We start from the raw sequence: 12,882 nt of genomic DNA, 5'->3' as shown, positions 1-12,882 counted from the left end.
CAAGTATCCTGCGACCGCTTGAGTGACCTGCCCAGACTTCTCCTGTGCAGCTTTGACGTCATCCCCGGCCCGTCTGGCTCCTCACGCCGACTGACCGAGTATCTGAAGGCGTTGCCTGATCGCTTCTCCGTGGTGGTGCTGTCGGCGAAGACGCCCGACCACTCCCATATCGAGAAGTACCAGGGCGCCCGGCTGCTCCGGGTCCCGGTAGGCTCCGGGGACCTGGCGTCGCGCATCCAGTCCTTCGAACGGGCCGTGCGTCGGCAGCTGGAGAGCGAGGACTACGCCCTCGCCCACTTCACGGACCCCTTTGGCGGCTACGCGCTCTGCGAGCTGAAGGCGGACTACGGCTACCGCCTCATCTATGAGGCCCAGACGTTCCCGTCCCAGGAGCTGCGCTACACCCATCCGCAGACGGACGGGGACCGCCGCTTCCTGTCGAAGATCCGCCGGCAGGAGCTCTTCTGCCTGATGAACGCGGACCTCGTGGTCACCGGCTCGCAGACGACGCGCGCGTACATCCAGGGGCTGGGAGCGGCGGAGGACCAGCTGCGCATGCTGCGCGCGCCGGTGGACCTGCAACCGTACGACCCCGAGGTGCTCGGCGTCCCGGATGGGTCGCCCCTCCGGATGATGTACCTGGGCAGCCACGTGGGCTGGCAGGGCCTGCCCACCCTGCTGCGGGCCACCGCGCTCGCGGCCCAGCAGGTGGACGTGCGGTTGACGCTGGTGGGCGCGCACCATCCGGACTGGAAGCCCCACCTGGACGACCTGGTCAACGACCTGGGACTCAAGGAGAAGGTCGACTTCCAGCCGCCGGTCACGCACGACGACCTGGTGAAGGTGCTGGCGCTCGCGGACGTGGGCGTGCTGCCGCTGGACGACTCGGAGCGCAACCGGCTCCAGGGTGGACCGCTGGCCAAGGTCTCCGAGTATCTGGCCGCCGGACGGCCCGTCATCGCCGCGGACCTGCCCGTCACCCGTGAGCTGATTCCCAAGGACGCCGCGGTCTTCTTCCCACCCGGCGACAGCCGCGCCCTCTCCGAGCGCATCCTCGATCTGGCGCGCGACGTGCCTCGCCGCGTGGCGCTCGGACGGGCTGGGCGCGCGTTCGCGGAGAAGGTGCTGGACGCGCGCCTCATCCGGGGCCAGTTGCTGGACCTCTACGACTCGCTGCTGGAGAAGCGAGGGCACGTGCCGGTGGAGGCCTCCAGCGAACCGCCCGACGTCACGATGACGGGCACGCCCACGAACCGGCTCGCGAGCCTGGGCATGCCGGAGGCGTCGAAGCCCGCGCCGATGCCCAAGGCCCCCGCGAAGCCCGCCGTTGAGGAAGCGGCGGCGCCCCCCGCGAAGGAAGGCGCGGAGGACCTGCCCCTGGTGATGGGGATGGCGCTGGACGATGGGATGGACACGCGGCTCGTGAAGACCGAGCCGGACATGCGGCCCGACGAGGTCCCCATGGTGATGGGGCTGCCGCTCCGCGAGTCCGCCGCGAGCCCACCCGCCGCGGCGCCCGAACCCGCGTCCACGCCGACGTCCAAGACGACCGACGGGGCCGCGAGGAGCGCACTCCCGGTCCCTCCCGAGAAGGAGGAGCCCGAGCCCCTGGGCGGACGGATCGGCGACGCCCCCCAACCCACCGAGATGCTGACGCGTCCCGCCGCGAAGCCGCTCGCGGCGGGGGACGACGCACAGTCCTCCGACACGGGTGACGACAGCGCGGATGCGGCATCGTCCGGGGTGACGGTCGTGCGCCGGCCTTTCGGGGACGGCGAAGGCGACGCGCCCGCCTCTACGGCCACCGTGCGCAAAGCGCCCGGAGACGCCGAGGAGTCGGCCCCGGCCGCCACACCCATCGTGCATCGACCGGCCGGAGATGATGTGGACGCCGCACCGGCGCCCACGCCCATCGTTCGCAGGCCCACGTCCCTGGACGACGACGAGAGCGCCGCACCGGCGCCCACGCCCATCGTCCGCAGGCCCACGTCCCTGGACGACGACGAGCGCGCCTCACCAGCGCCCACGCCCGTCGTCCGCAGGCCCGCCGACCCGGACGACGACGAGCGCGCCTCACCTGCGCCCACGCCCATCGTCCGCAGGCCCGCCGACCCGGACGACGACGAGCGCGCCTCACCTGCGCCCACGCCCATCGTCCGCAGGCCCGCCGACCCGGACGACGACGAGCGCGCCTCACCTGCGCCCACGCCCATCGTCCGCAGGCCCGCTCCTCCAGAGGAAGAGGACTCCGCGCCCGTCGTCCGCAAGTCCTCCTCCACGGAGGACGAGCCTTCCGCGTCCAGCGCACGCCGCCCCTCATCACTCTCGGAGGACGAGGAGCGAGCCCCCACGCCCATCGTGCGCCGCGCCAGCGTCACCCGCGATGACGAGTCGCCCGCTCCGACGCCCATCGTGCGCCGGTCCTCCGTGCTGGCGGAGGACTCCCCGGAGCCACCGGCGCCCACGCCCATCGTCCCCATGCGGTCCGTGTTGAGCGGAGCCCGTAGCACCGGGGCCGGGCGGTCGACGCGGCCGAGCGCCACGCCGGATCAGGCCCCCTTCGAACCGCCTCGCCTCTCTCCCTCTCCCCTTCCCATGGCCGACGCGGACAAACCGCTCATCCGTGGCGGCCTCGTCGCGGATGCTGGCCGGCCCTCCTCCTCCCGTCCTCCGGTGCTCACGGAGTCCGACAAGCCGCCCCTCCGAGGGGGTCTCGCGCCGGACGCGGACCGCCCACCGCAGCTGCCGCCCCGCGCCACCGCCCCGCCTCCCGTCCCCCGTCAGGGGCCGCCGCCACGGCTGCTGCCCACGCCGGATCCGCAGGCGAAGACACCACCCGTGCTGAGGCCCTCCACGCCCGCGCACGCCGACGACGAGCCGGAGGAGATCGCCGCCGACGAGGCCCAGTCCCTGGACGACGACGTGAGCCACACGCCGTCGAACGCCAGCGCGGCGCTGGACGAGCCGGAGGAGATCGACAGCGACGAGGTCCACGACGCGGACTCGCTCGACATGGAGGACGCGGAGGCCGAAGACGCAGGGCCCGCGCCCGCGCCCCCTGGCTCCACGCTCAACCCGTGGTTCGCGCAGCTCGCGCACGGGTACTGCCCGCCCGAGGGCGCGCGCTTCGCCCGGCACACCCCGCCCACGAACTTCCCCGGGCGGGATCCGGATGAGGCCGCGTCCCCAGGGGCGACTCCCCCTGTCGGCCAGGGAGCGGTTCGCGGCAAGAACTCGTGAGGCAGCCGACCGAGCACCGCCCGGAAACTTCCCAAGCCTTATACCCGCCCGCTAGGATGTCGCGGTTTTCACTGCACTTTTTGCTGGGTGAAGGGCTTCATGGAGCGTCGCGTCCTCATCGTCGAAAGCCAGAACGACTTCGCACTCAGCATGGCCTCCGTGCTCAAGAGCGCGGGCTACAACACGGCCATGGCCACCACTGCGTCAGACGCGCAGCGGGAGCTGGAGAAACGCCGACCCGATCTGGTCGTCGTGCGCGCGGAGCTGCCGGACCAGTCCGGCTTCGCCCTCTGTGGTCAGATCAAGAAGGGCAAGTGGGGACAGAACCTCAAGGTCCTCCTCCTCTCCTCCGACTCCGGCGTGGAGGGGCTGAACAAGCACCGTGAGACGCCCGCCGCCGCGGATGGCTATCTCGTCATCCCGTTCGAGATGGGAGAGCTCGCGTCGATGAGCGCGGGCATCGTGCCGCCCGGCTCCGATGAGACGGACGCGGACCTGGACGCCGCGCTCTCGGGCGCCCCGCGGGAAGCCCCGCCCCCCATGCCCGGCGTGCGCACCGGCGCCCCGCCCAAGCTGCCCAAGCGCGAGCGCCGCAGCGCGATGACGGACGAGGACAAGTCCTTCATGGACCGGGCCTTCTCGTCCATCGCGGACCGCAAGGCGGAGCTCTTGGCGGAGTCCCGCCAGTTGAAGCGCCCGCCCCCGCGCCGCGAGCTGATGGGCACGCCCGAGGGGAAGATCCAGATCCTCCGGGACGAGCTGAAGACGCGTGAAGCGCAGCTCGCGCGCCTGTCGGAGATCTGGAGCGTCCGCGAGCGGGAGCTGCTGTCCGTCGAGGACCGCCTCCACGAGAAGGACGTGGAGCTGCAGGGCCTGAAGATGCAGGTGGATGACCTGCTGCGGCGCTTCAACGACGCCCAGCAGTCCATCGTCCAGAAGGAGCGCGAGCACGGCGCCACCGTGGACGACCTGCTCCTGCAGAAGTTCTCCTCGGAGAAGGACCTCATCGAGGTCGTCGCCTCCAAGGAGAAGGACATCAACGTCCTGCGCAAGGAGGTCAACCTCCGCGACGAGGAGCTGGCCCGGCGCGGCGCGGACCTGGAGAGCTGGCGCAACGAGTTCGACAAGCTGGAGAAGCACCTCGGCGTCGTCACGCTGGAGTTCGAGGTCAAGGAGCAGAAGCTCCAGGACACCGTCCGCGCCAACGAGGCGGACATCCTCCAGCTGCGCGAGCGCGGCGACCAGTTCGAGTCGGAGCTGGGCCGCACCGTCAGCGAGCGCGACCAGCGCTACGCCGAGCTGGACGGCGAGCTCCAGGCCCTCCAGGAGCGCCTGAGCCAGACGGAGCAGGAGCGCGACGCCACCGTGCGCGGCCTGGAGACCCGGGCCACCACGGCGGAGGAGCACGCCAGCCGCTCCGACGCGGAGATCGAGCGCCTCAACGCCGAGCGCGCCCAACTGGAGCAGCGCCTCACGCAGCAGGTGGCGGACCTGGAGTCGGACATCGCGCGCGTCACTGGCGAGCGCGACCAGCTGCGGCTGGACAAGGACGCCCTGGAGGCGGACCTCACCCAGCGCGTGGAGGAGCGGGACGCGAAGCTCTCCGCGCTCGACCGCGAGCTGCAGGAGGCCATCGCCCGCAACGAGAACAGCGAGGCGGAGCTCAACGCCACCATCCAGCAGCACCGCGAGCGCATCGGTGAGCTGGAGGGCGAGGTCGAAGCCGTCAAGACGCACCTGGAGGACCGCGAGTCGGAGCTGAACGCGGAGCTCCAGGCGCTCCAGCAGGCCAAGGACGCGCTGGAGCAGGATCTCACCAGCCAACTGGAGGACCTGCGCGCCGCGAAGGACGCCCTGGAGGCGGACCTCAACGGTCAGATTCAAGCGCTCAGCGAGCAGCTGGACGCCGCCCAGCGCCAGGGCGAGCAGCTCTCCGCGCGCGTCGCCTCCCTCGAGGACACCGTCGCCCAGCGCGACGGCACCATCGAGGGCCTGCAGTCCGACGTCGCCGAGCGCGACTCGCGCATCTCCGAGCTGACCGGCAACCTGGAGGCCACCAGCCAGCAGCTCTCCGAGACGCAGGGCACGCTCTCCAGCACCGAAGCCACCCTCGCGGAGACACGCGGCGAGCTGGAGGCCACCAGCCAGACCCTCGCGGACACCCAGGCGACGCTGGCCCGCACCGAGGGCACGCTGTCGGAGACACGCGGCGAGCTGGAGGCTACCAGCCAGACCCTCTCCGAGACTCAGGCGAACCTCGCGCGGACGGAGGAGACGCTCTCCACCACCCGCGGCGAGCTGGAGGCCACCAGCCAGACGCTGGCCACCACCGAGGCCACCCTCGCCCAGACGCAGGACACGCTGGCGCGCACGGAAGGCACCCTCGCGGAGACGCAGGGCACCCTCGCCAGCACCGAAGGCACGCTCGCGGAGACGCGCGGCGAGCTCGAGGCCACCAGCCAGACGCTCGCGGACACCCAGTCCCGGCTCGCGCAGACGGAGGAGACACTCTCCACCACGCGCGGTGAGCTGGAGGCCACCAGCCAGACCCTCTCCGACACGCAGGGCACGCTCGCCAACACCGAGGGCACGCTCGCGGAGACGCGCGGCGAACTCGAGGCCACCAGTCAGTCGTTGACGGACACGCAGTCGCGGCTGGCGCAGACGGAGGCCACGCTCGCGTCCACCCAGGGCGAGCTGGAGGCCACCAGCCAGACGCTGGCCACCACCGAGGCCACCCTCGCCCAGACCCAGGACACGCTGGCGCGCACGGAGGGCACCCTCGCGGAGACGCAGGGCACCCTCGCCAGCACCGAGAGCACGCTCGCGGAGACGCGCGGCGAGCTCGAGGCCACCAGCCAGACGCTGACGCAGACCCAGGACACCCTGGAGGCGACGCGCGGCGACCTGGCGAAGGTGACCACGCACCGCGATGAGCTGGACGCGGAGCTGAACGAGACGCGCGACATCCTCCAGGAGACCAACGGCCTCCTGGCGCGAACCACCGAGGAGCGCGACGCTCGCATCGCGGAGCTGAAGGCGCTCCACGAGGCGAAGGATTCGCTGGAGCAGGACCTCACGGGCCAGATTGGCCAGCTGCGCGCGGACCTGTCGGAGACGCAGGGCCTCTACGACGCCGAACGCGGCGCGCACGCGAAGCTCGCCGAAGAGACCACCGCGCACATCAACGCCCTCACCGGCGAGCGCGACGGGCTGACCTCGGACCTCTCCGCCACGTCGCAGCAACTGGCGGACACGCAGGGCCAGCTCGCCGGGACCCAGGACGCGCTGGCCCGCGAGGAGCAGGCCCACGCCCAGGCCCGCCAGGCCGCCGCCAACACCCAGGCGGAGCTGGAGCGCCAGCTCTCCGATTCCCAGGCCAACGGCGAGGACCTGGCCGAACAGCTCATCGTCACCAAGCACGAGCTGGGCACTCGCGTGGCGGAAGTCACGCAGCTGTCCTCCACGCTCGCGCAGACGGAGGACGCGCGCCACCACCTGGAGGACCGCCTCCAGACGCTCACCCACGAGTCGCAGCGCCGTGAGGAGCTCCTCCAGAACGAGGTCGACACCAAGGGCAAGGAGCTGTCGGACACGCTGCGCAAGCTCACCCACGTGACGCAGGAGAAGATGCGTCAGGCGGAGGTGCTCAACCGCGAGGTCGCCACCCGCACCGAACAGGTGAAGCAGCTGGAAGGCCAGCTGGAGGCCCAGGCCGCCGAGTCCAAGAAGCAGGCGGACGCGCTGAACCAGCAGCTCTCGTCGGTGTCCGGCGAGCTGGACGGGACGCGCAAGGCCGTCGCCGACCGCGACGCGCAGCTCCAGCACGCCGCGCAGCACCAGAAGAAGCTCACCAGCGAGCGCGACGGGCTGGCCGGACAGCTCCAGCAGGCCCAGGCCCAGGCCCAACAGCAGGCCCAGCAGGCCGCCGCCGCCGCCGCCGAGGCGAAGAAGCAGGCGGACGACCTGGCCGCGAAGCTGGCCAAGTCCGAGCAGCGCATCGCGCAGCTGGCGCAGGAGGCCCAGAAGTTCGCCGCCGACACCGACGCGAAGCTCAAGGACGCCCAGGCCCAGCTGCAGGCCCGCACCAAGAAGGCCCAGGACCTGGAGCTGGCGCTGGAGAACGCCCAGAGCACCCGGGCCCGCGCGGAGAAGGACCTCAACGCCCGCGTCGCCGCCGCGGAGACCAAGGCCAACGAGGCCGCCGCCCGGCTCGCCACCGCGCAGAAGGAGCGCAAGGACCTGGAGGCCCGTCAGGTCAAGGAGCTGGAGGACCTCAACGCCAAGCAGAAGGCCGAGCTGGAGCGCCGCGAGGCCATCAAGGCCCAGGAGGTCGCCCGCCTCCAGACCTCCGTCCAGGAGAAGAGCAAGGCGCTCAAGGTCGCGGAGCTGGAGCTGGCCCGCTTCAAGAGCAAGGCCCCCGCCCCGGCCGCCGCCCCCGCCGCGAAGGCCGCCGCCAAGCCCACCGAGGACGAGCACCTCGCCGCCACGGTCCAGGCCAACCCGGTCATCCCGGCCGCTGCCAAGCCCCCCGCCAAGGCCGCCGCCAAGCCCGCCGCGAAGAAGGCCGCCCCCACCCCGGTGCCCGTGGACGAAGACGCCCCGGAGCGCACCATGGTGATGCAGCTGCCCACCGCGCCCGCGGCCGAGGACGACTGGACGGCGCTCGTCGACGAGCTGGACAAGTAGCCCGCCCCCCTCCCGGCGGAAACGACAAGGGCCCGCGCACTTCCGAGGAAGTGCCGGGCCCTTCGTTCGTCGCTCGGGGACAACCGGTCCGCGCTACAGCGCCGTGGCCGCCCGGGCCTCGCGGATGAGGTCCCGGAAGTGCAGCGAGCCCAGCACGTCCCGCACCGACACCGGCCGCCCCTCGTCCTGGGCCTGAGCCTGCGCCGCCCGCCAACGCTCCACCAGCGTCCGCGTCGCGATGTACGCCAGCGCGAGGGGGAAGCCCCCCGGCATCACCACCACCACCACCGCCATCGCCAACTTCAGCCACGCCCACATGACCCGCGACCTCGTTCGTCCTGAGATACGCACGCTTTGATGCACGGTACGTGCCCAAGGTGCGAAAATAGTTACGCACCCTGATTCCAAGGGGTTGCATCCCCCACGGCCCTCAAGAGTGCGGACGACGCCCCCACAACCCTGGCATTTTTGCCGCAGTGGGAGGGGTGGGCGTCGGTTAAGTTGACGGGCGTGAGCCCCCCTCGACTGACTTCGGAGATTCGCTCGTTCACCAGCGTGGAGGACGCGGCGCGTCGCCTGGAGGCGGTGGGCTACCTGTCCTCGCCAGAGATCGCCACGGCGGTGTTCCTCGCGGACCGGATGGGCAAGCCCATCCTGGTGGAGGGCCCGGCGGGCGTGGGCAAGACGGAGCTGGCCAAGGCCCTGGCGCAGGCCCTGGACCGGACCTTCCTCCGCCTCCAGTGCTACGAGGGCCTGGACGAGGCCAAGGCCCTCTACGAGTGGGAGTACGCCAAGCAGCTGCTCTACACCCAGCTGCTCAAGGACAAGATCGGGGAGATGACCCAGGGCACCCGGACCCTGGCGGAGGCCGCGGACCGGCTCGCGTCCGGCGACGCCGTCTTCTTCTCCGAGCGCTTCCTGCTCCCCCGCCCCATCCTCCAGGCCCAGCTGTCGGAGACCCCGGCGCTGCTGCTGGTGGACGAAATCGACAAGGCGGATCCGGAGTTCGAGGCCTTCCTGCTGGAGGTCCTGTCTGACAACGCTGTCACGGTGCCGGAGCTGGGCACCATCAAGGCCCGGCACATCCCGCGCGTCATCCTCACCAGCAACAACGCCCGCGAGCTGTCCGACGCGCTCAAGCGCCGCTGCCTGCACCTGCACATCGACTTCCCGGACCGCGAGCGCGAGCTGCGAATCGTCCGCTCGCGGCTGCCGGAGGTCCCCCAGGTGCTGGCCGAGCAGGTGGTGGAGGCCGTGGCCGCCATCCGCGCGCTGGACTTGAAGAAGGCCCCCTCCATCAGTGAGACGCTGGACTGGGCGCAGAGCCTGGCCCTGCTCAACGCCGAGGCGCTGAGCGCGGACGTCGTCGCCGCCACGCTCAACCTCGTCCTCAAATACGAGGGCGACATCGAGAAGGCCCGCGCCAACCTCCCGCAGATCGCCCAGGCCTGACGCGGGGCGCCGTAGCGAGGCGACGGGGAGGGCCCGGCCCGGCGGCTCCCCTGGCGTTTCACGCTTTGCCTCCCCTCGGGGCCTGGGTACAAGGCCTGGAGGCACAAGACCTCAAGCCGTCCCACCCCTAGCCCGACAAGGAACTTCCCGATGAGCTCGACCTCATCCTCCGTGCTGCGCGCCGAACACATCTGGCTCGATGGGAAGCTGATGAAATGGGACGAGGGCAACGTGCACGTGATGACGCACGCCCTCCACTACGGCCTGGGCGTCTTCGAGGGCATCCGCGCCTACAAGACCCATGATGGCCGGCTCGCCGTCTTCCGGCTGCGCGAGCACATCCAGCGCCTGCTCGACTCCGCGCACATCATCATGCTGCAGATGCCCTACACCGAGGACCAGCTGGTGGAGGCGACGCTGGAGCTCCTGCGCAAGCAGAAGCACCTGTTCGCCAACGGCGCCTACCTGCGCCCGGTGGCCTTCATGGGCGACGGCGCCATGGGCCTGGGCGCGGTGAACCCCACCCGCGTGGGCATCACCGCCTGGGACTGGGGCGCGTACCTGGGCGACAAGGGCATGCGCGAGGGCATCCGCGCCAAGGTCAGCTCCTTCACGCGCAACCACGTGAACGTGAACATGGTGCGCGGGAAGATCACCGGCCAGTACGTCAACTCCATCCTCGCCAAGCGCGAGGCGGTGATGGCCGGCTACGACGAGGCCATCCTCCTGGACATCAGCGGCTTCGTCGCGGAGGCGTCCGGCGAGAACATCTTCATGGTGAACAAGAAGGGCATCATCAAGACGCCGCCCCTCTCCTCGCCCATCCTCGACGGCATCACCCGCGACACCGTGCTGCGGCTGCTGCGCGACAGCGGCCGCGCGGTGGAGGAGGTGACGTTCACCCGCGACGCCCTCTACATCTGCAACGAGATCTTCTTCACCGGCACCGCCGCGGAGATCACCCCCGTGCGCGAGGTCGACAACCGCCAGGTGGGCACCGGCAAGCCCGGCCCCATCGGCCAGTTCGTCCAGGACACCTATTTCCGCGTCGTCCGGGGCCAGGAGCCCCGCTATGCGGACTGGCTGACCTACGTTTGAGGACAGTCCGTTGACGTGAAGTCCCGGCCGCTGGGGGAATCGGGTAGAACCCGTACCCGATGCCTCCCGCCGGCCACACGTACGACGACAATCCGTTCAAGCTGGAGAACCCGTCCATCCTCGACATCGCTCCCTTGGAGCCGAAGTCGCTGGAGGACACGGGCCTGAGAATGGGCCTGCTGGCGGACCTGGGCCTCAAGTTCCTCTACTACGCCGGCACGGGCACGGGCGTGGCCATCGCGGAGAGCATGTGCCTGCCCTGGTCCGGCGTCGTCGAGCACGTGGTGGACTTCCTCGCCGCGGAGAAGCTCGTGGACCTGCGCGGCGGCAAGGGCTTTGGCCGCGCGTCCGTGGAGTTCGCCCTCACGGAGAAGGGCCGCGAGTACGCCCGCGACGCCCTCACCCGCTCCACCTACGTGGGCCCCGCCCCGGTCCCCATCGAGCAGTACAACGCCCTCATCAAGAGCCAGACAGAGGAGACGCCCGTCGTGGGCCAGGAGGACCTGCTCATCGCCCTGGGCCACCTCACCGTGCCCGCGGAGCTGATGGACAAGCTGGGCCCGGCGGTGAACTCCGGCCGCTCGCTCTTTCTCTACGGCCCCCCGGGCAACGGCAAGACGAGCCTCGCGGACGCCATCTCCCACATGTTCGGCGGGGAGGTCTTCGTCCCGCACTGCCTCGAAATCGACAACCAGATCATCAAGGTCTTCGACCGGATCATCCACACGCCCGTGTCGCTGGAGATTGGCCGCGACGCCAACGGCCGCCGGCAGACCTTCGAGATGGACAAGCGCTGGGCGCTCTGCCGGCGCCCCTCCGTCGTGGTGGGCGGCGAGCTGACGCTGGAGACGCTGGACCTCATCTACTCGGAGAGCACCCGCTTCTACGAGGCGCCGTTCCAGGTGAAGGCCAACGGCGGCATGCTCCTCATCGACGACTTCGGCCGCCAGAAGGTCCACCCCACGGACCTGCTCAACCGGTGGATCGTCCCCCTGGAGAAGCGGGTGGACTACCTCACCCTGCACACGGGCAAGAAGTTCGAGATCCCGTTCGATCAGCTCCTCGTCTTCTCCACCAACCTGGACCCGAAGGAACTGGTGGACGAGGCCTTCCTGCGCCGCATCAAATACAAGATTGAAGTCGGCAATCCGGACGAGGAGTCCTACCGGGAGATCTTCCGCCGGGTGTGTGAGGCGGCGGGCATCCCCTACGTCGACCAGGCCGTCACCTACCTGGTGGAGCACTACTACAAGCCGCGCAGCATGGAGATGCGCTCCTGTCACCCCCGGGACCTCGTGTCCCTCATCCGAGACGCTGCCCGATACCGGCAAATCCCGCCCGCCCTGTCCAAGGACCTGCTCGACCAGGCGTGCGAAGTGTTCCTGGTGAATCTCTAGTCGGGTTTTATTTGTTCCAACCGCGCGGAATTTCTAGAATCCGCGTGCCGTTGTACCGCCCGGCGCAGCCTCTGAGAAAAAGCGCCCGGGGCGGGCCGGGGCGAGAAGGAGCCGCAGTCCGTGAAGGAACGCTACCAGGACATCGACGAGAAGAACGAGCAGCTGCGCGAGTACCTTGAGATCTACAAGGACAAGCAGCCCGCGCGTGAGTTCCTCGACCGCTTCGAGATGTCGTGGATCTACCACGACGCCGCGCTCGAAGGCGTCGTGTACACGCACCAGGAGCTGATGGCCGCGCTCTTCCCCGAGCGCACCGCGGCCGAAGCCTCCATGATCCCGGTCGTGTTGGAGATCCGCAACCACAAGGCGGTGGCGGACTACATCCGCGAGGAGGCGCAGGGCGCGAAGAAGCAGTCCGCGCTCACGCTCACCACCATCAAGCGGATGCACGACCTCTTCCTGGGCAACACGCCGGAAGCCCTGGCCGAGCGCGCGCGGATGGAGCGCCGCGAGCGCACGGAGAAGGAGCTGGCCAAGGAGCGCGACCGCGCGGGGCTGCGCAAGGACATGCCCCTGCACCGCACCTACTTCCACGACATCACCCAGCCGGCGAAGATCCAGGCCCGGCTGGAGAAGCTCGTGGACCACACCGCCAGCGCGGAGTTCCGTGAGTTCCACCCCATCAAGCAGGCGGCGGTGGTGCAGCACGAGTTCCTGCAGATCTTCCCGTTCACCGAGCACAGCGGGAAGGTGGGGCGCATGTGCAGCAACCTCATCCTGCTGCGCAACGGCTACATGCCCGCGGTCATCCACTCCATCGACCGGCAGCGCTACTACGAGTCCTTCCGCCTGCCCGTCGCCACCTTCCGCACGGTGCTGATGGACGCGATGGAGAACTCGCTCGACAACGGCGTGAAGTACTTCCGCGACCTGGGCCGCAAGTACAAGACCGTCGAGTAGCCGGTACCGGCGGACGGCTTGCCGGGGGAGCGGGCGCCGCGAAGGC

The 12,882-nt window shown here is 70.2% G+C and carries 7 protein-coding genes; 6 read left to right on the top strand and 1 reads right to left on the bottom strand.

Annotated features, from left to right (window positions below; genetic code table 11):
* Positions 1 to 111: 111 nt before the first annotated feature.
* Entirely contained in the window at positions 112 to 3,240 is a 3,129-nt protein-coding gene (locus GTY96_RS18390) for a glycosyltransferase family 4 protein (protein ID WP_235685683.1), read from the top strand.
* A 99-nt stretch (positions 3,241 to 3,339) separates the two neighbouring features.
* Positions 3,340 to 7,929: a response regulator gene (locus GTY96_RS18385; RefSeq protein ID WP_161665377.1), complete on the top strand. Its 4,590-nt coding sequence runs from the start codon at positions 3,340 to 3,342 to the stop codon at positions 7,927 to 7,929.
* A gap of 93 nt (positions 7,930 to 8,022) precedes the next feature.
* On the opposite strand, the gene GTY96_RS18380 is transcribed toward GTY96_RS18385, so the two are convergent.
* On the bottom strand, positions 8,023 to 8,247 hold the full coding sequence (locus tag GTY96_RS18380; RefSeq protein ID WP_143901480.1) for a hypothetical protein: 225 nt from the start codon (positions 8,245 to 8,247) through the stop codon (positions 8,023 to 8,025).
* A gap of 192 nt (positions 8,248 to 8,439) precedes the next feature.
* Here GTY96_RS18380 and GTY96_RS18375 point away from each other — a divergent pair, with 192 nt between their 5' ends.
* The 4 genes from GTY96_RS18375 to GTY96_RS18360 all read left to right on the top strand — a co-directional run bounded on the left by GTY96_RS18375 (position 8,440) and on the right by GTY96_RS18360 (position 12,836).
* Entirely contained in the window at positions 8,440 to 9,381 is a 942-nt protein-coding gene (locus tag GTY96_RS18375) for an AAA family ATPase (protein WP_143901482.1), read from the top strand.
* A 150-nt stretch (positions 9,382 to 9,531) separates the two neighbouring features.
* The gene (locus tag GTY96_RS18370; protein WP_143901484.1) at positions 9,532 to 10,479 is read left to right on the top strand and encodes a branched-chain amino acid transaminase; all 948 of its coding nucleotides are present in this window, start codon (positions 9,532 to 9,534) and stop codon (positions 10,477 to 10,479) included.
* 59 nt (positions 10,480 to 10,538) lie between these two features.
* Complete coding sequence (locus tag GTY96_RS18365) at positions 10,539 to 11,876, top strand: AAA family ATPase (RefSeq protein ID WP_143901486.1); 1,338 nt, start codon at positions 10,539 to 10,541, stop codon at positions 11,874 to 11,876.
* Between the two features lie 120 nt (positions 11,877 to 11,996).
* Positions 11,997 to 12,836, top strand: coding sequence for a Fic family protein (locus tag GTY96_RS18360; RefSeq protein ID WP_143901488.1), 840 nt, complete (start codon positions 11,997 to 11,999; stop codon positions 12,834 to 12,836).
* The last annotated feature ends 46 nt before the right edge of the window (positions 12,837 to 12,882 follow it).

Source organism: Corallococcus silvisoli (assembly GCF_009909145.1).
GTDB lineage: Bacteria > Myxococcota > Myxococcia > Myxococcales > Myxococcaceae > Corallococcus > Corallococcus silvisoli.
Note: the sequence above shows the minus strand (reverse complement) of the source record. Positions and strands in the feature narration are given on the sequence as shown.

What these genes read in the sequence shown, in the direction of transcription:
- GTY96_RS18365 (WP_143901486.1), top strand. Translation starts at nt 10,539, where the DNA reads ATGCCTCCCGCCGGCCACACGTACGACGACAATCCGTTCAAGCTGGAG.
- GTY96_RS18370 (WP_143901484.1), top strand. Translation starts at nt 9,532, where the DNA reads ATGAGCTCGACCTCATCCTCCGTGCTGCGCGCCGAACACATCTGGCTC.
- GTY96_RS18385 (WP_161665377.1), top strand. Translation starts at nt 3,340, where the DNA reads ATGGAGCGTCGCGTCCTCATCGTCGAAAGCCAGAACGACTTCGCACTC.
- GTY96_RS18380 (WP_143901480.1), bottom strand. Translation starts at nt 8,247, where the DNA reads ATGTGGGCGTGGCTGAAGTTGGCGATGGCGGTGGTGGTGGTGGTGATG.